This window comes from Tolumonas lignilytica, assembly GCF_000527035.1.
In the GTDB taxonomy this organism is placed as follows: domain Bacteria; phylum Pseudomonadota; class Gammaproteobacteria; order Enterobacterales; family Aeromonadaceae; genus Tolumonas; species Tolumonas lignilytica.
This window is the reverse complement of record NZ_AZUK01000001.1, coordinates 49,751-72,145: the sequence shown is the minus strand read 5'-3', so window position 1 is coordinate 72,145 and position 22,395 is coordinate 49,751. Positions and strand designations below refer to the sequence as shown.

Genomic DNA, 22,395 nt, shown 5'->3' with positions numbered 1-22,395 from the left:
GTTGGAAGATGTAACGTGGTAGCTTATGCATGTTCATTTGATCTAGCGTGAAGCAGTAGCCAAGATTAATGAGATACAAAATTTAAGATGCATTGATTATAGCATTCTTGAAAAACATCATAATTATGTCCATATATTCATCATGACTCATATAGAGAGAATGACAGATGACGACGTTAACTTCATTGCAGCTTGTCTGCCCCCACTGTGGTGTTATCAATCGGGTTCCGATGCAAAAACTGGCGGAACATCCACTCTGTGGAAAATGTCGGAGCCCGGTCATTGCTGGCAAACCCATTATTGCCCATGACAATAATTTCCAGCGATTTATCGAGAAAAATGAATTACCGGTAGTGGTTGATTTTTGGGCACCGTGGTGTGGCCCTTGCCAGCAATTTGCACCGGTTTATAACCAAGTGGCTGCAGAAATGGGCACACAAGCCTATTTCATCAAATTAGATACGCAGGAACATCAGCAAACGGCGGCGCGTTACCAGATCCGTTCCATTCCCACTCTTGCCATCTTTTATCAAGGGAGGGAAATAACCCGATTATCTGGCGCCTTGCCAAAAAGCCAGTTTCAGCAGTGGCTGCAGCAGAATTTGAGTCAGTTAAAGATATGAAAAAAACAGACCTTGATATGATCTCTGAATACATCAGTGAAAATCATGTCATTTCGTTTTGTTGTTTTGCAGAAGATGATATCTGGGCTGCCAATAGCTTTTATATCTTTAATAAAGACGACGTCTGCTTTTATTTGATGTCTGATCCCGATACTCGCCACGGGCGATTGGCCATAGCAAACCCTGTGGTTGCCGGCACAATCAATGAGCAACCGAGCAACATACTCTCCATAAAAGGATTGCAATACAAAGGTGTTATGGCACTTCTCGCTGATGGTGTAGAAAGACAGTTAGCCTATCAGACTTATACGCAACGATTTCCAGTTGCCAAAATTAAATCTCTACCACTCTGGAAGATTGAAATTCAGGAAATGAAATTTACCAATAACAGTCTGGGTTTTGGTAAAAAAATCAGCTGGGAACGGCCCTGAAAAGGCCGTTCGAAGAATTACCCTGCAATATTCCGACTACTGATGCACCACATCCGGAACGGCGTTTGGGAAAAAGTGAGGATCTTGCATCTGCTCGACCAGCGCGTCATAGACAATACGAACACGCGGTGGAACAGGCCCTCGCTGCGGGCGATAAATAAATACATCCCATTGATCACGTGCTTCATAGTCCTGAAGTACAGGTACCAGCCGACCGCTCATGATATGAGGTGCGGCCATAAAAATAGAGACTTGACCGAAGCCGATCCCATTCAGGATGGCTTCAAATTCCGCATCTGCATCATCCGAAACTAGAACAGGAGTTTCCGGTTTGAAAATGAGCTTGTCTTTGAAAAACCACTCCCACGGTTGATTGCGATTGTTATCAAACATGGTTGTGACTGGCAGATGATACAAATCATCAATCGTCTGGGGTGTACCAACACGGGATATTAACTCTGGCGTAGCAACCACAACATGATTGAGTTTATTCACCGCTCTTGCAATAAACCGGTGATCGGTAATCGGATTTCCGGCTCGGATCCCGATGTCAATTTTGTCTTCTACCACATCGGCAAACTGGTTTGACAACTTTAAATCAAATTGAATTTCCGGATGTTCTTTAGAAACCCGGGCCAGAACTGGAATAAGCAGTGGTTTTGCAAAAGATGGCGGCGCTGTGATTTTGACCGGCAGATTTTCCGCAACGCTTTTCCCAAAAATATTGTCCATGACGGCCAATGCTTGTTGTGCTTTTTGAAGAAATTGTTCACCAAATGTGGTGATTTTGATATTACGGGTGCTGCGGACGAACAGAATCTCCCCGAGTTCGGTTTCCAGTTCCTTCACACAACGCGTTACCAGTTGGGGGGATACATTTAATTTGATTGCAGCCTCTTTAAATGTGCGGTGTTGGGCTGCAACGCAAAATATCTTCAGGTAATCCAAACGGTTAAACATAACACCCCGGAATATAAGAAACTTTTTCTTACTCTAGCAAAACGCTGCCACAAATTCGATTCACTGGCTTCAAATAAGCTCCCGGTTTCACACAATATTAGCGCAGTCGCTTTACTATTGAGGTGAAACCGGATTTGAATGCTCAATCGGCGAGAGGATCTTCATTGATCAGGCGTTGCCGGATAGCCTGCAATTCCTGATGACGTTCAGCGTCAGTTTCCGGATAGTGCATGTCGAGCTTCTTCAATGTTTCGAGAATGACGCGGGAAATGATCAGACGCGCATTTTCTTTATCATCTGCGGGTACCACATACCAGGGGGCCGTTTCCGTACTCGTTGCACTCAGACATTTCTCATAAGCATCCATGTATTGATCCCAAAATTGTCTTTCTTCAATGTCGGAAATACTGAATTTCCAATTTTTTTCAGGTTCATCAATACGCTCAAGAAAGCGCTTGCGCTGCTCTTCTTTTGACAGATGCAGGAAAAATTTGATCACCCTTGTCCCGTTGCGATACAGATGTTTTTCCTGCTCTACGATGGAATGGTAGCGGTGCTGCCAAATGGATTCATCATCTAGGAGTCCGTCAGGCACCCCCTGACTTTGCAGGATCTCGGGGTGAACGCGAACGATCAAGACCTCTTCATAATAGGATCGGTTAAAGATCCCGATCCGGCCGCGCTCAGGTAAACACTGCGTCGTGCGCCACAGAAAATCATGCTCCAATTCGGTCGCACTGGGATGTTTAAAGCTGAATACCTGACACCCCTGCGGATTGATACCAGACATCACATGGCGGATGACACCGTCTTTTCCGGCAGCATCCATGGCTTGAAAAATAAGCAGGATGGCATGACGATTAGAGGCGTAGAGCAGTTGTTGTTGAGCACTCAGCTCAGTAACTTGTTCACCGAGCAGCTCGTGATATTGTTCTTTTGAATGATAAATGGGTTTAACGAACGTAGGCCACTTGTCGAGTTTGACCTTTTCACCTTCTTTAACTCGGAAATCAGCTAAATCAATTTTCATATTTATCCCTTTCCTTTTATGTGCGATGAGTAACACAGACTAGGCGTGCATTAAGTTTCTGGGCAAGTGCTTCTCCACCTTTGCGCATAACAAGATTGTGATTCCATTTAATAAGAGGATAAGCAAACAGCTCTAACAAATTCATCCAGAAAGATGTTGTATGTACATGCCAGGTATAATTGACAACAGTTATGTTTTTATCATAGCTGAAAGACCAGCAACCGATGCCTTCCAGGTCTCCGCTTGCTATTCCTTCAATAAAGATCAGTGGTTCAAGACGAGTAACGCATATATCAAAACGCAGTTGATAAGGTAAGAAGCCTTGCCATGTATATCGCCGAATGTTTCCTATGCCATTGGCATCGCCAGATTCAAGGTTCTCAACTTGTTTAACGTTACCCCACCACTGTGGCCAATTCATAGATTGAGAAATGGTCTCATAGACAACTTCAATAGGCGCTTCAAGGAGCCAAATAGTCACAATATGGTATTTCATCGTGTACCTGACTATGGGGTAAATAACACCTCAGGTAATAGAATGTTCACAGTCGGAACATCCATCATTACTGTTTCAATAATTCTATTTTGGAGATCAAAGCTAATTACTTTTCTGGGAAATCCACTTTCAGGATCAAGCCACAATTCATAACGATGAATGGTTCCAATAGCCACTTTATCAGCCCCCGTGATAACGAGATGCAGATTTCCCAAATCAATGGCCCTGTTTTCGATTGTTCCGTTTAGCGCCATAGTATGAATATTGTCAAATAAAGCACCAATATCTGAATGATCTATACGCTGGCCACCAGATCCCTGGATCAGTGAATTATTAGGACTTAAATTTAATTTAGGAAAATGATGTATGCCAAAAGGCCATACGCTGACACGACCAGTAACGGGGTTATAAATAAGCACCGTCCCATTATGGGGATATATAAAATCCATCCGTACGAAGCCGGGTTTTTTGAAGGAGTAGCGAATGTCTTGACGATCACTCCTGCCCGAAGAATGAATTGTTACAACATAAGATTGAACTTTGCGGTAATTATTCATTGCCCAAGACAATTCATCTGCGGCAACGCCACTAATGGCGGCCGCAAAAGAAAGTGCTAACAACATTTTTATTTCACGACATCAATGACCCCTTCCATTCCCCGGTCGCGATGTGTGCCATGGGTGCAATAAAATGGAATTTTGCCAATCGCAGTTGGTGTAAAGCGGATGGTTTTGACATCACTGGATAGCTCTTCTTTCACCACAACGCCAGCATCTGGTGATTCGATGACGAAATTATGAGGGATCATCCCGCTTTCTTTCTTAATCATGAGCTCAACGGGGACGTTGACTTTAACCGTCACTTGATTCGGTTTATAGTAAAAACTACCAGCCAACATATTTACCTGTTGGACACCATTTACGATGACGGCAGTTTGAGTGTTGGCATCATTGGTTGGAGTCGTTTCTGCATTAAGCGCAGCAGATCCCAGCATTCCTGCCAGGAATAACATTATTACATGCAAATGTTTCATCATATTCACCTTTACCCTTTAAAGGCTATGAACTACCGGCTAAAGCGGTATTATGAATACAGCATAGTGCACGTGTAATATAAGCGCCAATGTAGCAAAAACTCTTTTTAATCGCGTCTATTTACGCCACTTAGCCCAAGGGTCTGCATCATCACCTGCAGAGCTGTTTGAGTAAGAATATGAGCGATTGTCGCGTTTAAAGCCTCCGCGATTCTGATTGCGCAACGCAGCTTTTTGGGCCCGTTTTTCACGTAAACGGATCGCGTCTTCCAGACTGAGTTCAGCCGGTAAGCCAGGAACATCTCCGGCAGGGATGATGCGTTCTCGGGGTGGCAATTGAAATTGCGCTTCAGAAGCCTTGGGTAGACTTTTGAACTGGTATAGGTAAAACGCTTCTACCTTTTCACGAGCCCAGTCTGTTTTTTTGAGGAATTTGACACTGGAATCCACGCTGGGATTATTCTTGAAACAATTGATATTCAAGTAAGCAAAAAGGATTTCAAATCCATAATACTCCACTATCTCGGTGAGTAAATTCTTTAAACTTAGCCCGTGTAACGGGTTGTTTTTATAACCGGCAGCATCGTTCATTGATTGATCATTAATATAAAGAAAATATGGGAGCGGATTATATCAGCCAATGAGTATGCATTGCTGAGCTGTTTGGAAATACTCTCCGAAAGTGAATATTCGGGGGATTATATAAACATACACCTTTTAACATAATACTTATGCTGGCGAATATAGTTCGAGTCTCTTTGTTCTTTTTGCACCATTTTGAGTCACTTATATGTAGCATGTATTTATAAAAATCTGATTTTTCAATCTAGTATTAATAAGTTGAGGCTCTCTGCCAGACTTAAAAACGACATATTCTCGGTTCAAAATGACATTTTTTTTACGATTCCAGTGTTTTCCATTTGAGGTATAAGATTTGCTTGTTTATCTAAACAGAGTGCTGCATTGCCAAAAACTGCATCATGAGAAAAAACAAGGCATGGCACTTAGGTTGTTGAAAAGGATGCTACACCTATGAATAAACTAACAAAAAATTACGATCCCGATGCGTATTACGATGAGTTGATAGATCAATCCGGAAACCCTCGCCCACCAGCGCAACGACTACTCAAATATCTCAATTCACTCTCTGCTGACGAATTAGAAAAACGCCGACTGACGGCAGAAGCGACCGTACAGGAAATGGGCATCAGTTTTACCGTCTATACGGAAGAAGGAAATATCGACAGAACCTGGCCGTTTGACATTATTCCTCGTACGATTGAAGCCAAAGAGTGGGCTGTAACAGAGGCTGGATTGAAACAACGCCTCACAGCATTAAACCGTTTTATCGATGATCTCTACCACGACCAGAATTGCATCAAAGACGGCATTATCCCTGAATATATCATTACCAAATCCAAGAATTTCCGTCCTGAATGTGTGGGCGTCTCCCCTGCGTATGGTGTGTGGGCGCATATTTGTGGCACCGACTTGGTGCGTGATGAAACCGGTCAATTTTATGTGTTAGAAGATAACCTGCGTGTTCCTTCCGGTGTGTCGTATATGCTGGAAAACCGGGCCATTACCAAACGCGTATTACCAGAACTGTTTGAAAACGACGATATCAAACCCATCGCCGATTACCCTTCTCAATTATTTGAAACGCTGGCGGCATTGTCTCCGCGAAAAATTGAACGCCCGGAGATCGTGGTGCTGACGCCCGGCATCTACAATTCGGCTTATTTTGAACATGCTTTTCTGGCGCAACAGATGGGTGTGGAACTGGTGGAAGGCAGCGATCTGTTTATCGGTAATGATGATTGTGTCTATACCAAGACCATTTACGGGCCGGAACGGGTTGATGTGATTTATCGTCGAATTGACGATTTATACCTTGATCCGGAAGTGTTTGAGCCGGATTCAGTATTAGGTGTACCGGGCTTAATGCGCGCTTGGAAAGCAGGAAATGTCGCATTGGCCAATGCACCCGGCGCCGGAGTTGCTGATGATAAAGTGGTGTATGCGTATGTGCCCGATTTAATTCGCTACTATTTAGACGAAGAACCTATCCTCCCGAATGTGACCACATATCTGTGTGAGCGCGATGACCATCGCGAATATGTGCTGCAAAATCTCGATAAACTGGTGGTGAAACCCGCCAATGAATCTGGTGGCTATGGCATGTTGGTTGGCCCGCATTCCAGTAAAAAAGATCAGCAGTTATTTGCAGAGCTGATTCAGGCCAACCCTCGGAATTATATCGCACAACCAACTTTAAAACTCTCCACGGCCCCGACACTGGTTGGCAAAGGTACACTTGAGCCACGCCATCTGGATTTACGGCCTTTCATTTTGCAGAGTAAAGATACCTATGTTACGACAGGCGGATTAACTCGCGTAGCCATGAAAAAAGGATCTCTGGTCGTCAATTCGTCACAAGGTGGCGGTAGTAAAGACACATGGATCGTTGAGACAAAAGGAGTTTAGCCATGCTATCACGAGTTGCAGAACGCCTTTACTGGTGTGCCCGTTATCTTGAACGCGTTGAAAATACCGCACGTTTAGTCAGCGTGTATGATGACTTGCTTTACGATTTACCGCGTGAAATTGCTATCTCCTGGTACAACCTGATTGAAATCAACAGCGGTGTCGAGTTGTTTGAACAACGCTATAAGGTCAAAGACGAACGCAATGTGCTGAAATTTTTACTGGCCGATGATACCAATCCCGGTTCTCTTTTATCGTCGCTCAAGATGGTTCGTGAAAATCTACGTACGACCCGTGATGTCGTTCCCGGAGAGATGTGGGAGCTAATCAACGAGCTGGATCTGTATGCCAAACAGCATATCAAACAAGGGATCAATCGCTCCGAACGACACACTTATCTCAATACGATCATTGGCGGCTGCCAGAAAATTATAGGTCTGCTGAGCGGCTCGATGGACAGAGGCGCCGGCTGGTGTTTTCTGAATATCGGACGTTATCTTGAACGGGCAGATATGAATACACGCATTCTGGATGCCGCCAATTCAGTGCTGATGCAATCTCGAGAAGAAGAGAGCGTGAAACTAGGTCAGGTGATCTGGTCTAAAGTGCTGAAATCACAAAGTGCTTATCTGAGCTTTCGTCGCACCATGCGTAGTTCCATTAAGGGAGCAATGGCCGCCACCTTTTTGCTGACCGATCCGCACTTCCCTCGCTCACAACTTTTTTGTCTGGAACAGATCAAGCTGGCCGCCAGTGCGTTGCCGCGTTCGGAAGTGATTGCGCATCAGGTCAATATGTTGTTGCAGAACACCCATGGCGTCGAGCGTTCTGAAGATTTGAATCAGGAATTCAGTCGTTATCTGAATGACATTCAATTAAGCATTATCGCGTTACATCATCAAATTACGGATAACTGGTTTCAGTATATGCAGGGAGATGCCGCATGACGATCCGTGTTGCAATACAGCATAAGACAACCTATGAATTTGACCGTTTTATCAATGTGTCACCGCATATTTTACGTCTGCGTCCGGCACCGCATTCACGTACGCATATTCATGCTTATTCACTGAACGTAACACCTGAAAACCATTTTATTAACTGGCAACAAGATCCTTACGGTAACTATCAGGCCCGACTGGTTTTTCCGGAAAAAATGAAGAAGCTCGAATTTGCGGTGGAAGTCATTGCAGACATGACTGTCATCAATCCCTTCGATTTCTTCATTGAAAAATATGCCGAAACTTTTCCATTTGACTATGACAGCACCTTAAAAGAAGAGCTGACGCCGTATTTGAAAATATCGGAAGATTGTCCGGAACTGACACAGTGGCTGTCTGACATTGATCGCAGCACAATGCCAATCGTCAGCTTTCTGGTGCAATTAAACAGCCGTCTGGCCAATGAAATTGGTTACGGCATTCGACTAGAACCCGGCATACAGACGTGTCAGGAAACACTGAATCTGAAAAAGGGTTCCTGTCGTGATACCGCCTGGTTAATGGTGCAGATTTTCCGTCATCTGGGGCTGGCGGCAAGGTTTGCATCGGGTTATCTGGTGCAACTCAGTTCAGATGTCAAAGCGCTGGATGGCCCGTCCGGGCCAGAACAGGATTTCACCGATCTACATGCCTGGTGTGAAGTCTATTTACCGGGGGCTGGCTGGGTTGGGCTTGATCCAACCAGTGGCCTGTTTGCTGGTGAAGGACATATCCCTCTGGCTTGTACTGCGGAGCCCATATCTGCTGCACCAATTAGCGGATTTACCGACAAATGTGAATGCAAGTTCAGTTATTCAAATGTGGTCACCCGCATTCATGAAGACCCGCGTGTCACCAAGCCTTACAGTGATGATGAATGGCAAAACATCAAGGCACTGGGCCGGGCTGTCGATGCCGAATTACAAAAAGGCGATGTCCGGTTAACCATGGGCGGCGAGCCAACATTTGTTTCCATCGATGATATGGATTCTGCCCAATGGAATACGGAAGCACTGGGTGCCGATAAACTCAGATTGGCCAAAGATCTGTTACTGCGAATGAAAGAGAAATTTGGTGGTAATGGCCTGCTGCATTATGGTCAGGGGAAATGGTATCCGGGAGAAGAAGTTCCCCGCTGGGCACTTGGCTGTTTCTGGCGGACCGATGGCGAACCCCTCTGGCATAACCCGGCTTTGCTGGCACGGGTGGATAAAGATTACGGCATGACAACTTCGCAGGCCCAAGCATTTGGCCTCGCATTATGTCAGCAGTTTGGCTTAGCAGAGCATTATCTCCAGCCTGCCTATGAAGATACGCTGTATTATTTGTGGCAGGAACGTGCCTTACCGGAAAACGTTGATCCACGTAAAGCCAATCTGAAAGATGATCTGGAGCGTCGACGACTGGCGAAATTGCTCACCAGAGGGTTGGATAAGCCCACTGGTTACATTCTACCGATTGAATTTAATGGCGTGGAATGGCAAAGCAGTCTGTGGCAAATGCGCGCCGATGTGATCACCTTGGTTCCAGGGGATAGCCCGATGGGATATCGTTTACCCCTGAATTCACTCCCTGCGGTCACACAGGAAGAAATCGAGGTAGATCGTGATCCTTTTGAACCTCGCGACCCACTGCCATTGTTTTCAATAGCAACCGAAGCGCCAACTATGGCCACGCAGCAAGCTCGTCAGTCACAAAAACAACCAACACTGAAAATCGTTAAAAATGTAGTACGTACCGCGCTGTGTCTCGAACCTCGTGATGGCAAACTGCATTTATTCTTACCGCCTGTTTCCTATCTGGAAAATTATGTCGCATTAATTCATGCCATTGAACGTGTGGCTGCAAGCCTGAACCTTCCGGTCGTGATCGAAGGGTATGAGCCGCCGAAAGACTATCGTCTGCAAAAATTTCTCATCACGCCCGATCCGGGGGTCATTGAAGTAAATATTCATCCGTCAAAAAACTGGGATGAACTGGTTTTCAACACGGAAACCCTTTATGAGCAGGCCTATTTATCACGGCTAAGTGCAGAAAAATTCATGCTGGATGGCCGACATACCGGTACTGGTGGTGGCAATCATGTCACGCTGGGTGGTATCACGCCGTCTGACAGCCCCCTGCTCCGGCGTCCTGATTTGTTACGAAGTCTGGTCACGTACTGGCAGCACCATCCGGGGCTTTCCTATCTGTTTTCCGGCATGTTTGTCGGCCCGACCAGTCAGGCACCGCGCCCCGATGAAGGCCGTGACGAAATGTTGTATGAAATGGAAATTGCATTCAACAACATGCCTGATGGGTTTGTCGAACAACCCTGGCTGGTCGATCGGTTGATGCGAAATCTGCTGGTCGATATCACTGGGAATACACACCGTTCCGAATTCTGTATTGATAAGCTCTATGCCGCCGGTTCTAGTAGTGGCCGTCAGGGATTGCTGGAGTTTCGTGGGTTTGAAATGCCGCCTCATGCCCGCATGTCACTGGTACAAATGCTGTTACTACGCTGTCTGGTGGCTCGTTTTTGGGCTGAACCTTACAAAAAACCACTGATCCGCTGGGGAACACTGCTGCACGATAAATTCATGATGCCGCATTATGTCTGGCAAGACATCAAAGAAGTGGTTGATGATCTGCAAAGCCATGGCTATCCATTCAAACTGGAATGGTTACTGCCGTTTGAAGAGTTCCGCTTTCCACATTATGGGCGCCAGCAAATTGATGGCATTGAACTGGAACTGCGCTGGGCGATCGAACCCTGGCATGTTCTGGGTGAGGAAATCACCCATTCTGGTACGGCCCGGTATGTTGACTCTTCCGTGGAGCGTTTGCAGATCCGTCTGTCCGGCATGACCGACGGACGTCATGTTCTCTCTTGCAATGGCCGCCGGGTACCCTTAACCCCGACAGGACGTCATGGCGAAATGGTTGGTTCGGTTCGCTACCGGGCATGGGCTCCACCATCAGCATTACACCCGACCATCGGCGTGGATACTCCATTGGTATTTGATCTGATCGATACCTGGAATGGTCTCTCCATTGGCGGCTGTACCTATCATGTCAGTCATCCCGGCGGCAGAAACTACGCCACACTGCCCGTAAATAGTAATGAAGCGGAAGCCCGTCGTGTTAACCGGTTCTGGGGGCATGGTTTTACACAGGGTATATTGATACCGCCGCCGGCGTTCAGTGCACTGCGTACGTTCTATGAACATGGCAATGTGCCACGCCCCATGGCACCGCCTGTGGAAGAGCCAAGCGCCGAATACCCGCATACTTTAGATCTCAGAAGAAAGTATACTAGGCTGTAGTTTTAACCTGAGTTATTGGTAAAACATGACGACTAATGTTTCTAACATGATGGCATCGTCGCTTGAGGCGATGCCACTGACGGCCTCTTCGCCATCAGAAAACACTTATGATGAGGCGTTTGACTTAACGCACTCACCGCGTCCGCATTGGCAACCAGTCATCGACAATCTGGCCGGCTTAGGAACAGAAGGCATGCAAAAACGCCATCATCAGGCGCAGCGTATACTGCGAGATGATGGTGCAACCTATAACTTGAACAGTGATCCACTCTCCCCAAACGTCTGGTCACTGGATATTGTGCCCTGTCTGATCGACGGTTCAGAATGGACTTCTATTGAACAGGGTTTGGCACAGCGTTCCGCGCTGTTTGATCTGATTTACAAAGATCTCTACGGTGCGCAACGCTTGCTAAAAGAAGGGATCATTCCTTCTGAAATCATTTTCGCGCACCCCGGTTTTCTCCGCCAATGTCATGGCATGAAGCTGCCTGGTATCCGCCAACTGATTTTTCATGCCTCCGATATGGTTCGGGAGGCGAATGGCCAATTCATTGTGATTGGCGATCGGACGCAGGCCCCCAGTGGTACAGGCTATGCGCTGGAAAACCGGACTGCTGTTTCCCGCGTCTTGCCCTCCCTGTTCCACAAAAGCAATGTACGGCGACTGTCTGGATTTTTCCATACCTTGCGCAATACGCTGGCCAATCTGGCCAGCCACAAGACTGACACGCCCAGAATCGTGGTACTGACTCCCGGGGCATACAGCAGCACCTATTTTGAACATGCGTATCTTGCCAATTATCTCGGTTTCCCTTTGGTTCAGGGTGGCGATTTAACCGTCCGAAATGGCCGAGTCTGGATGAAATCGTTGAATGGTTTGTCCGAGGTCGATGTGATCCTGCGACGCATGGATGATGCCTACTGTGATCAGACTGAGTTGCGTTCAGACTCCCGCCTTGGCATTCCCGGCTTGCTCGAAGTCGCCCGTAACGGCAATGTAGTTTTGGCCAATCCCTTAGGTTCGGCAGTATTGGAAGCTCCTGCACTGCTCTCGTTTCTTCCTGAGATCAGTCAATTTCTGATGGGCGAATCACTGAGTTTGCCGACAGTAAAAACCTGGTGGTGTGGGTACAAGGCTGATCGTCAATATGTTTTTGATAATATTGAAAATCTTATCATCAAGCCCGCGTATCGTAGTTTTAACAGCAAAAGCATCTATGGTCATAATCTGGACAGCGTTGCGCGGGAAAAAACAATCCGCCTCATTGCAGCCAATCCGCACGCTTATGTTGCACAACAATATATACCGGGTTCATTAGTCCCGATCTGGGAGCGTGATCATCTGGCGCGTCGCCCCTGTATTTTTAGAGCGTTTACGGTTGCCAGTCAGGATGGTTATTGCGTCATGCCCGGCGGTCTTTCCCGTGTTGCCGAATCGACAGAAGAAGCGATCGTTACTGACTTATCAGGGGCTCGCAGCAAAGACACATGGGTCTTAAATCATCAGCCTGATACCACTCACGTCTCACGCAGCGATGCGATTCCCAGAGACGAAGCCCTCGGTACCAATTTACCCAGCCGGGTTATTGAAAATCTGTTCTGGTTTGGTCGCTATGCAGAACGGGCGGAAATGAGCCTGCGTCTGATGCGAACGCTGTTTAAACAACTCAACGGTGTTGAGTATTTTCCACCAGAAAGTCGTGAAGTTCTGCTGAGTGCGATGTCTTATCTCACAGGAGCTCTGCCCGGTTTCAGTGACAATGAGAAATTACGAGAAAACCCGAATCAGGAACTCGCGGCGCTGGTAAATGATAGTCAGCGGATTGGCTCGATCAAATTTAACCTACACAGCATGCTGTCGTGTGGCGAACAGGTAAAAGAAATGCTGTCTGCCGATACCCGCATCATTCTCAATGAATTGCGGGATCATCTGCTGGCTGTCGAACAAGCCTATAAAGAGGGCCTACCTGCTGTACCTGAAGAGTCGCTCGACAGTCTGGTCACTTCATTATTGGCATTATCCGGGCTGAACCATGAAAGTATGTTACGCGGCATGGACTGGATGTTTCAGGAAATCGGCCGTCGGGCGGAACGAGCGCGTCTGACCGCTACATTGCTGAAATATACGCTCACACAACCATTGGCCAGCATGCAACAGCAACAGATCCTGGAATCGGTACTGCTCAGCGTTGAAGCACTGATTTCATTCCGCCGTCGCTACCGTGGGCGCATGGATATTGCATTTGGTCTCGACTTGCTAATGTTCGACAGCACTAATCCGCGTTCACTGATTTATCAGATTGAACTGCTGCAGAAATATCTCGGCGAACTGCCTCAGCGAGATCAGCTGACTTTAGGCGTTGTACCGGAAAGTCGTCTGCTGATTAAATCCCTGAATGATATTTTGCTGTCAGATCTGGAGCAGTTATCACTGGTGGATGATGAGACCCAGCAACGTAAAAATCTGGAAACGTTAATGACGCAAATCATCAATCAGCTTGAACAATTTACGGCGCTGCTGAGTGATAAATACTTCGACCATACCGCAGGCCCGCAACCGTTAATCAATACCAAATGGAAGACGGATTTATGAAATACCGAGTACGTCATCTCACGGAATATAAATACAATAAACCGGTCAGCCTGTGTTACAACATGACGCACTTGTTGCCCCGAGATACGCAACATCAGCGTTGTCTTAGCCGTCGAATTCATGTCATGCCTACGCCTGTTTATCAAAATGAAGGCGTCGATTATTTCGGTAATCTGACGTTTTATTTCTCGATTCAAGAACCACACGAAAAACTGACGATTGATGTGGAAAGTGATTTTGAAATCGACGTGAAAGATCGGGCCGAGCCCGACAATCTGTATTCCATGACATGCGGGGAATTACGTCTGTGGTTAGCAGATCCGCAAATCCCAGAACTGCGCATGGTCAAAGAGTACGTACTCGACTCAACACTCATTCAACGTTCGAATGTGCTGGCTGCTTATGCGCGGGAAATTTTTTCTGATGATGTCCCGGTTCTACAGGCTGCAATGGCTTTTACGAACAAGATATTTGATGAATTTACGTTTGATCCGGTCGCAACGACAGTCAGTACCCCACCGGAACAGGTCTTGACGGAAAAACGGGGCGTTTGTCAGGATTTCGCGCATCTTGCGATCGCCTGTATTCGTTCTGTCGGGCTACCGGCTCGATATATGAGCGGTTATCTGGAAACACTACCACCACCGGGGCAGGAAAAACTGATCGGTGCAGATGCGTCTCATGCCTGGTTTTCAGTTTTTGTACCGGGTTTCGATTGGGTTGAGTTTGATCCGACGAACAATATGATGCCTAGTGAACAACACATCGTCACGGCATGGGGACGCGATTATGCCGATGTAACGCCCCTGCAGGGCGTCATTTTTGATGGCGGGAAAACGTTGGCGTTGTATGTCTCCGTTGATGTGCAACAGATTTGATCTGTTGCGTCATTCAATGGTTTTTCGGCTGCAAATACGACTTAATGACGCAATGAAAATAATGAATAAGGTGCCGTTAAAATAAAATCCGAAAGATGAACTGAAGGCAAACCCCTTTAACAACCATAGGAATGGCATAAACAAAATGAGATAACCTACCGTAGCAATGTGTTCAGCAATGCTGTTAGTGATAGATCGGATCAAATAAGCCGCAAAGATGATACCTGCCACAATCACGATAAACTCAATCCAGAAATACGGCCATTTCGGAAAGGATTCTAAAATAGCGGAACTGTTGAATGTCTCTCTTTTCATATATAAAGAAAAAAACAACAGGATGCATGAGCATAGGCAAACCACTGCACTGTTCTTCAGATTGTCAGGTTGTTCCTCAATGAATTCTTCTTCTGATTCCGACTCTTCGAGTTCTGATTCATCGTCTGTTTCATCAAGCCCTGATTTTTCTTCATCATACTCAGGCACTTCAACAGGAATGCTGCAAATCAGATCCAATTGTTCCAGAAATGATTTTGAATAACTGGTATCGTCGAAACTGCCGGATGTCATGTTTCTGAGCGTGGCATATAAATAATCACGGTCTTCATCTTCCACAGTCCACAACACATTCAATACAACCGAGATATCCAAGTCATCATAATCGGTATCGGTGATCTGATTAATGGCTTTGATGAGTGTCTGTTTGCGGTGGAGCCAAATGTTCGCCATGAAAAACCTTATAAAGACGCGTTAGAAGCTGACCCATATTATCAGCTTCCTCTTTTCCAACTTGTGCCGATAAAACCACAACTAGTTCAGCGAGTAACTCAGGCGTAAGATCATTCTCCAACCCGATTTTCAGATGAGTGAAGAGTTGTAAATCCACACCGCCTAAACACGCCAATGCCGCAATCGTGACCAGCTCACGTGATTGAAAATCAAGATTATCACGCCCCCAGATGTCTGCAAACAGATGTTCTTTAATGAAAATATCCATGATTGGAACAAAATTTAAGGCAGGCATTGCCGGATGCGCCGCGCCCATTAATCGGTTTTGATTCTCACAACCGAGTTTAAATTTATTTTTATGAGCAGGAAATGGATGCGGTGCTTGCCCGATGACATCCTGAATACCCTGTATCTTGCGGGCATCCAATACGGACATAAACGTATTAATCGCATTCAAACTGCGAGGAAACCCGGTGTATGCATACAGTTGAATGAGAATTTCATTGATTTCACTGATAGTCAGGCCAGCATCCAGCCCGACTCGCAGACTCTCCCGCAATGCATCCAGATCCCCTTTCGTGGCCAGTGCCGCAATCGTAAATAGCGATTTCTGTCTATCGCTCAGAGCCATGTTAGCCATGCTTTATCCTTCTCTGATCAGGGCATGAACTTACCACGCGGTATATAGGTCGTATGTAACAACTCATGTGCTTTCAGACTACAAGGGCCATCTTGCAAAAATTCACGGTAAATTTGGAGCACTTGCGGATTTTCATGTGATTTACGAACCACATAGTTAGCGTCTTCGCTGTAAATTGCTTTTGCCCGTTTAGCGCGGATCTCAGCACTGGTCGGGATCGGTTGACCGCCACCACCCAGACACCCCCCCGGACAAGCCATCATCTCAATAAAATGACATTTACTGAAAAAGCCTTTGCCCTTGATGTCTTCCATGACCTTATGCAGGTTGGCAACCCCATGAGCCACCGCGACACGCAGCGTCACGCCTTGCAACCAGTCAAAGTCAGTAAACAGATGCTGGAGCAATTCAGGCACCGGCCCTGTCTGTTTGATCGGAATTTCAACCAGACGAATACCGTCAAAACCGCGCACTGGAATAATGTCGGCATTTGCATAGAAATCTTCTACTTTCTTACCGGTGACTATTTCAATCACAGTTCGCAGCGCAGCTTCCATGACCCCGCCTGTCGCCCCAAAGATAACTCCAGAACCGGTGGGCATACCAAATGGGTCATCGAACGGTGTTTTGGGCAGGTTAGGTAAATCAATGCCGGATTCCCGCATCATTTTGGCTAACTCACGTGTGGTCAGCGCGTAATCAACATCTTTTAGCCCTGATGCCGTCATCTCTGGCCGGTTACATTCAAACTTTTTGGCCGTACATGGCATCAACGAAACAGACACAATATTTTTAGGATCAATACCCTTCTTACTGGCGTAATAAGTTTTGATGATGGCACCAAACATCTGCTGTGGGCTTTTTGCCGTGGACAAAAACTCCAGAAATTCAGGATAAAAATACTCGATGTATTTAACCCAGCCGGGGGAACAACTGGTAAGTAAGGGCAATTTTGGCGCGGCATTCTTGTTGACCAACGCCGAATACAGCCGCATCAGCAGCTCAGTTCCTTCTTCGATGATGGTCAGATCGGCAGAAAAATTGGTGTCAAAAACCGCATCAAATCCCATCCGTTTGATTGCCGTGTTCATTTCAAAGGTGAGCGGGATGCCGGGTTCCAGATCAAAACATTCTCCAATGGCGGCTCTGGGTGATGGTGCGGTCTGAATGATCACGTGTTTACTCGGATCTTCCAGCGCTGCCCAGATTTCATTGGTTTGATCAGTTTCAGTAAGCGCGCCAGTCGGACAGTGAACAATACACTGACCACATTCAATGCAGATGGCCGCAGCTTGAGGAAGCTCTTCGAAGGTGGTGACACGGGTATCCTCGCCTCGGCCGGAAATGGCAAGACAGCCGACGGTTTGCAGCTCATTACAGGCACGGATGCATCGGCGACATAAAATACACTTGTTCATGTCGCATACCAACGAGGTGCTGGAACTATCAATGCTGTATTTCGGTGTAATCGGATGACCAAAACGAAATGTATCCACCCCAAACTCGGCGGCCAGCGTTTGCAACTCACAGTTATGATTTCGATGACAGGTGTTACAGTCACCGCAGTGATCCATAAGCAGCAATTCAATAAGATGACGCCGCGCTTTGCGTATTCTGGCGCTTGTCGTTCGCACCTGAATGGGTTCTGTAATGGGATAAGTACATGCTGTCTGAAGGTCGCGCTGCCCTTCAATTTCTACCACACAAATTCGGCAAACGCCGATCGGACGGAGATCAGGATGATCACATAATGTTGGTATTCGCAAACCGGCTTTTCTCGCAGCCGCCAGAATAGTCGTGCCCGAGGGAACGCTCACTTCAACACCGTCGATGTTCACCGCAACAGAATGGATAATGCCATTATCGGTACCTTCAGTTGAGACAGACATTTAACTATTCCTTTCTGCGAGTTATCAGTTCATCGCGAAAATATTGGTTGAGTGCAATCAGTATATTGGGGCTGGATTGACCCAAACCGCATTTCGCCGTCAGCCGCATGGTATCCGCCAGATCCAACAGTTCGGTGAGTTGCTGTTCGGAGCATCGACCGTCTCTTAATGCGCGGATCCCATTCAGCAAAACCACGTTTCCATCACGACAAGGTATGCATTGACCACATGATTCTTCGACAAAAAACTCCAGATAATATTGCGCCACCCAAAGCAGATCGCGTTCAGGCCCATAGATAATGATGGAGCTGCCTGGCCCCAGGTCTTCGTAGGCTAACCGTCGCCCAAATGCTGACGCGGGCCATAATTTTCCTGAATATCCGCCCACCTGAACGGCTTTCGCATGTTCACCACCGACGAGCATCAGTATCTCTGATATCGAGTGTCCCCATGGCAAGTCATACAGCCCCGGACGAAGACAATCACCTGACACACTGAATAACTTGAAGCCTTTCGACCGTTCAGTACCCATATTGGAAAACCAGGCGGCACCTCGTTCCAAAATCATGCTGACCGTGGCTAACGTTTCTACATTATTAACGACGGTTGGTTTGCCATCCAAACCCACTTCGACCGGATAGGGCGGACGATCGCGTGGCTCACCACGATTTCCTTCCAACGACTCGATGAGCGCCGTCTCTTCCCCACAGACATAAGCACCTGCCCCCATCTGAATACGGATTTCAAACGTGAAGTTGGGTATCCCGAGAATATTTTCTCCTAATAGCCCAGCCTCTTGTCTGACCTTCAGAACCTGTTCGAGTTGAGGCCGTATGTAGGCATATTCGGCCCGAAGATAAATAATGCCCTGGCTGGCCCCGATGGCATATGCAGCAATGGTCATGCCTTCCATGAGCGTATCAGCGAATCGAGAAAGAATGACGCGATCCTTAAAAGTGCCTGGTTCACCTTCATCTGCATTACAAATCAGGTATTTCATATCACTTTTCATGGACGCGGCTATTTTCCATTTTTTGCCGGTTGGAAACCCTGCGCCACCACGTCCACACAAGCCAGATGATGCTATCTCCGCCAGTACCTGCTCTGGGCTGAGTTGTACCGCTTTACGAAGCCCACTATTGGATTGGTGTTCAGCATAAGTCAGTGTATTGGTGACCGTTTCTTTGCATTTGCCGACTAGCGGTTGATGCGTTTGATATGTTGTTTTGCATTCTTCAATGATTTGAGGAATGGCTAGTGAGGTGAGATTAGAAAATGCCGTATTGTTAACCAACATGGCGGGCACCTGATCATCCAGACCGATACCATTGACCCACCGTAGTGTGAACATGCCATCAGTGGTTGTTTCACCAAACGGGATACCCAGAATATTTTCTAGCTGACGAGCAATCACTAAAGCCCCCTTCATGATGGAGGCGATATCCCGGCTCAGGCGAATAATGAATTTCCCTTGCGGTTTTCTATTGATGAAATGATAAAAGGTGGCGACACCATAGATTTTAGCGGGTGAGATATCCAGCAAGTCACCGATATATTGCATTGAAAAATCAGAGACATACCCATACTCTACCTGAACCGCCCAAAGAATAGAAAGCAACGACGATGCTTGTCGGGGATATTTGTTTACAACCTCCCCAATGAATTCTTTGGTTTTTTCCTGTTCAGTCAGCAACATTTCTCAATGTCCTCCCTGCTTTGTCAGATGATGACATCTGGCTCACAATGCTGGTGGATGATCATGGGTACTGTACTTGTTATGAGCATAGCACGCCCATATCGACTGAAGAGGACATAAACAAAAACGCCTGCTTATAAGCAGGCGCTTGATATAACGCGACAGGTTTAGGCCGATACACCCAGAATAACGCTGCCAGCCTTAAAGAGCGCGCCAGCCACAGCACCAACGCTTAAACCCAGTTCTGTTACCGCGTCATTGGTCACGATCGCTTTCACTTCACTGCCACCTGACAGTTTTATGATCACTTCACTGTTGACGGCCCCCGTTTTAATTTCAGAAACCACGCCTTTCAGATGATTACGCGCACTGAATTGCATGCTGTCGTCACCGGTGACCAACATAATTGATGGTGCTTTCACAAAGGCTGTTGCAGCGACACCGACCGCAAGCCCCAACGCTTTCAGACTGTCTAATGTGACGGTAGCAACAATCACGTCACCGCCAACCGAAAGTACAACTTCAGCATTCACTGCACCTTCGCGAATTTCACTTACTGTTCCAGCAAATACATTGCGAGCACTAATAGCCATGTAAATCTCCTTATTCCGGACTCCTAACAAATTAACCATACATTTGATCGTGATATAAAAGCCAGCATAACAAAGGAATTAAATTGAATTAAAATTCAATTAGATAATCTTCATATAACGGATTTATCGACGTTGTAGCAAAGGCATGAATTTGCGGTCAAAGTTTTAAAATTGTTAATGTAATGTGTAGAAAATCAACGCAAATATGTAAATTATGTATATAATTTAGTCCTTTCGAAATTACTATCAGGTTCGTTTCATGGCTTCAATTCATGCAGATGTTACTTTAGTTGGTGGTGGAATAATGAGTGCAACACTGGCGATGTTGATTCACCGTCTCGATCCTTCGTTGCATATCTGTATGATTGAAAAACTGCCTGAAATTGCCTTGGAAAGCTCTCAAGCTCTGAATAATGCGGGCACCGGACATGCCGGATATTGCGAACTGAACTACACCCCGCAAGACAAACAGGGTCAGATACAGATCCAACGTGCTTTAGAAATTAATGCTGCCTTTGAGGTTTCATTACAATTTTGGTCTCATTTGATTCATTCAGATAATCAAAATCTTGACCCTGCGGAATTCATTAATCGCGTCCCTCATTTGAGTGCTGTCTGGGGCGATAAAAACATTGATTACCTCAAGGCGCGCTATACCGCGCTTAAATCGCACCATCTTTTTTCAGATATGCAATGGGCCGATGACCAACAAACGCTACTTGATTGGATGCCCCTGATGATGCAAGGACGCGGAGCTGATGCCAAATTAGCAGCAACCCGAGTTGAGCATGGGGCTGATGTTAATTTTGGCGCACTTACGCGGATCATGGTTGGTTATCTGCAAAAACACGCTAATTTTGAACTGATGACCAGCACGAAAGTGACGCATTTACACCGTAAAAATGACCTGAAAAAATGCTGGGTGATTAAAGCTAAAAAACAAAATAGTGTCGAAAAATTCACTATAGAAAGTCCGTTTGTGTTTTTAGGTGCCGGCGGCATCGCACTGCATTTGTTGCAGCAATCAGGTATTAAAGAAGCCGCAGGCTACGGTGGGTTCCCAGTCAGTGGTCAATGGCTCATTTGTCAGAATCAAGATCTCATTCAGCAACACCATGCAAAAGTCTATAGCTTGGCCGCTGTTGATGCCCCGCCGATGTCAGTTCCTCATTTAGATACCCGAATCATTAATGGAAAACCCAGCCTGCTCTTTGGACCTTATGCCGGGTTTACGACTAAATTTTTAAAGCATGGGTCTCGTCTTGATTTGATGAAATCGGTCAAGACTCATAATCTGAAAAGTCTCATTGGTGCAGGCAAAGATAATCTGGATTTAACCAAATACTTAATCAAAGAAGTCTTGCAAACCCATAGTCAGCGCATGTCGTCATTACAAGCATTTGTTCCAAATGCACATGCAGACGACTGGCAACTGGCACATGCTGGTAAACGTGTGCAAATTATCAAGCAATGCGATAAAAAGTGGGGAAAACTTGAGTTCGGCACTGAAATTGTTGCCTCAGAAGATGGCAGTTTGGCTGCATTACTTGGTGCGTCCCCTGGTGCTTCAGTTAGCGTTAAAACGATGTTGGCAGTACTCGAACGTTGTTTCCCACAACAAGTTCAGTCGGCAATCTGGCAAGATAAAATAAAAACGATGATACCGTCTTATGGTAGCTCACTCATTACTGATGCCCAGCTATTAGGCAAAATCAGAAAACATACGCTCACAACACTTAAACTCTCATCGTGATAATTTGCGCCATTTTAGTGCAAATCCGCGCTGTAGCGATGCTTGTAGGATCTACATTGAAATAAACCGCTCACTCTAATCAGATAAAATCCGCATAGAGTGAGCTATACAAGAAGAAAAACATATTAAGTATCAAAATGTTAGCTTGATACTTTATCTCAAAGAGATTTGCAGTCTCATTGTTCTGTTTTTGGCCTGATATATGCTATTTATTAAGTCCGCACTGAACATTTTTTGTTTCATGGCATTATGAAATGATACTGGAGGTTGCAATGAAGA

General features: G+C 46.2%; 18 protein-coding genes and 1 pseudogene. 8 read left to right on the top strand and 11 right to left on the bottom strand.

The genetic code is table 11. The annotated features are described in order from the left end of the window. Positions 1 to 167 precede the first annotated feature (167 nt). Positions 168 to 623 carry a thioredoxin TrxC gene (trxC, locus tag H027_RS0100330; protein WP_024870549.1) on the top strand — a complete coding sequence of 152 codons (456 nt, stop codon included), beginning with the start codon at positions 168 to 170 and terminating at the stop codon, positions 621 to 623. Then, positions 587 to 1,054 (top strand): YhbP family protein, encoded by a 468-nt coding sequence (locus H027_RS0100325; protein ID WP_202593427.1) that lies wholly within the window; start codon positions 587 to 589, stop codon positions 1,052 to 1,054. The genes trxC and H027_RS0100325 overlap by 37 nt, the downstream gene beginning before the upstream one ends. A 36-nt stretch (positions 1,055 to 1,090) precedes the next feature. Here H027_RS0100325 and H027_RS0100320 read toward each other — a convergent pair whose 3' ends face one another. From H027_RS0100320 to H027_RS19085, 6 genes and pseudogenes are all read right to left on the bottom strand, one after another. Beyond that, positions 1,091 to 2,014, bottom strand: coding sequence for a LysR family transcriptional regulator (locus H027_RS0100320; protein ID WP_024870547.1), 924 nt, complete (start codon positions 2,012 to 2,014; stop codon positions 1,091 to 1,093). Positions 2,015 to 2,156: 142 nt separating this feature from the next. Beyond that, complete coding sequence (locus H027_RS0100315) at positions 2,157 to 3,044, bottom strand: ADP-polyphosphate phosphotransferase (RefSeq protein ID WP_024870546.1); 888 nt, start codon at positions 3,042 to 3,044, stop codon at positions 2,157 to 2,159. Positions 3,045 to 3,060: 16 nt separating this feature from the next. Continuing rightward, positions 3,061 to 3,540 carry an SRPBCC family protein gene (locus H027_RS0100310; protein WP_024870545.1) on the bottom strand — a complete coding sequence of 160 codons (480 nt, stop codon included), beginning with the start codon at positions 3,538 to 3,540 and terminating at the stop codon, positions 3,061 to 3,063. Positions 3,541 to 3,551: 11 nt separating this feature from the next. Beyond that, the gene (locus H027_RS0100305) at positions 3,552 to 4,163 is read right to left on the bottom strand and encodes a LolA family protein (protein ID WP_024870544.1); all 612 of its coding nucleotides are present in this window, start codon (positions 4,161 to 4,163) and stop codon (positions 3,552 to 3,554) included. Between the two features lie 2 nt (positions 4,164 to 4,165). After that, positions 4,166 to 4,573: a cupredoxin domain-containing protein gene (locus H027_RS0100300; protein WP_024870543.1), complete on the bottom strand. Its 408-nt coding sequence runs from the start codon at positions 4,571 to 4,573 to the stop codon at positions 4,166 to 4,168. A gap of 348 nt (positions 4,574 to 4,921) precedes the next feature. Beyond that, positions 4,922 to 5,164, bottom strand: a pseudogene (locus H027_RS19085) (VF530 family protein); the annotation flags it as partial. Between the two features lie 441 nt (positions 5,165 to 5,605). Here H027_RS19085 and H027_RS0100290 point away from each other — a divergent pair. The 5 genes from H027_RS0100290 to H027_RS0100270 are packed head-to-tail and all read left to right on the top strand — an operon-like array spanning position 5,606 to position 14,819. Continuing rightward, positions 5,606 to 7,060: a circularly permuted type 2 ATP-grasp protein gene (locus H027_RS0100290; RefSeq protein ID WP_024870541.1), complete on the top strand. Its 1,455-nt coding sequence runs from the start codon at positions 5,606 to 5,608 to the stop codon at positions 7,058 to 7,060. Positions 7,061 to 7,062: 2 nt separating this feature from the next. Next, positions 7,063 to 8,007, top strand: coding sequence for an alpha-E domain-containing protein (locus H027_RS0100285; protein WP_024870540.1), 945 nt, complete (start codon positions 7,063 to 7,065; stop codon positions 8,005 to 8,007). After that, the gene (locus H027_RS0100280) at positions 8,004 to 11,348 is read left to right on the top strand and encodes a transglutaminase family protein (RefSeq protein ID WP_024870539.1); all 3,345 of its coding nucleotides are present in this window, start codon (positions 8,004 to 8,006) and stop codon (positions 11,346 to 11,348) included. Before H027_RS0100285 ends, H027_RS0100280 begins: the two co-directional genes overlap by 4 nt. 25 nt (positions 11,349 to 11,373) lie before the next feature. After that, entirely contained in the window at positions 11,374 to 13,941 is a 2,568-nt protein-coding gene (locus tag H027_RS0100275; RefSeq protein ID WP_024870538.1) for a circularly permuted type 2 ATP-grasp protein, read from the top strand. Then, on the top strand, positions 13,938 to 14,819 hold the full coding sequence (locus tag H027_RS0100270) for a transglutaminase family protein (RefSeq protein ID WP_024870537.1): 882 nt from the start codon (positions 13,938 to 13,940) through the stop codon (positions 14,817 to 14,819). Before H027_RS0100275 ends, H027_RS0100270 begins: the two co-directional genes overlap by 4 nt. 9 nt (positions 14,820 to 14,828) lie before the next feature. Here the strand turns inward: H027_RS0100270 and H027_RS0100265 are convergent, their stop codons facing one another. The 5 genes from H027_RS0100265 to H027_RS0100245 all read right to left on the bottom strand — a co-directional run bounded on the left by H027_RS0100265 (position 14,829) and on the right by H027_RS0100245 (position 20,363). Next, the gene (locus H027_RS0100265; RefSeq protein ID WP_024870536.1) at positions 14,829 to 15,545 is read right to left on the bottom strand and encodes a hypothetical protein; all 717 of its coding nucleotides are present in this window, start codon (positions 15,543 to 15,545) and stop codon (positions 14,829 to 14,831) included. Then, entirely contained in the window at positions 15,496 to 16,185 is a 690-nt protein-coding gene (locus H027_RS0100260; protein ID WP_024870535.1) for a carboxymuconolactone decarboxylase family protein, read from the bottom strand. Before H027_RS0100260 ends, H027_RS0100265 begins: the two co-directional genes overlap by 50 nt. A 17-nt stretch (positions 16,186 to 16,202) precedes the next feature. Next, positions 16,203 to 18,074 carry an NADH-dependent [FeFe] hydrogenase, group A6 gene (locus tag H027_RS0100255; protein WP_024870534.1) on the bottom strand — a complete coding sequence of 624 codons (1,872 nt, stop codon included), beginning with the start codon at positions 18,072 to 18,074 and terminating at the stop codon, positions 16,203 to 16,205. A 4-nt stretch (positions 18,075 to 18,078) separates the two neighbouring features. Next, positions 18,079 to 19,770, bottom strand: a complete 1,692-nt coding sequence (locus H027_RS0100250; protein WP_024870533.1) for an NAD(P)H-dependent oxidoreductase subunit E — start codon at positions 19,768 to 19,770, stop codon at positions 18,079 to 18,081. Between the two features lie 167 nt (positions 19,771 to 19,937). Beyond that, on the bottom strand, positions 19,938 to 20,363 hold the full coding sequence (locus tag H027_RS0100245) for a TOBE domain-containing protein (protein WP_024870532.1): 426 nt from the start codon (positions 20,361 to 20,363) through the stop codon (positions 19,938 to 19,940). Positions 20,364 to 20,622: 259 nt separating this feature from the next. On the opposite strand from H027_RS0100245, the gene mqo reads away from it, so the two are divergent. After that, positions 20,623 to 22,116, top strand: coding sequence for a malate dehydrogenase (quinone) (gene mqo / locus H027_RS0100240; RefSeq protein WP_024870531.1), 1,494 nt, complete (start codon positions 20,623 to 20,625; stop codon positions 22,114 to 22,116). Positions 22,117 to 22,395 lie beyond the last annotated feature (279 nt).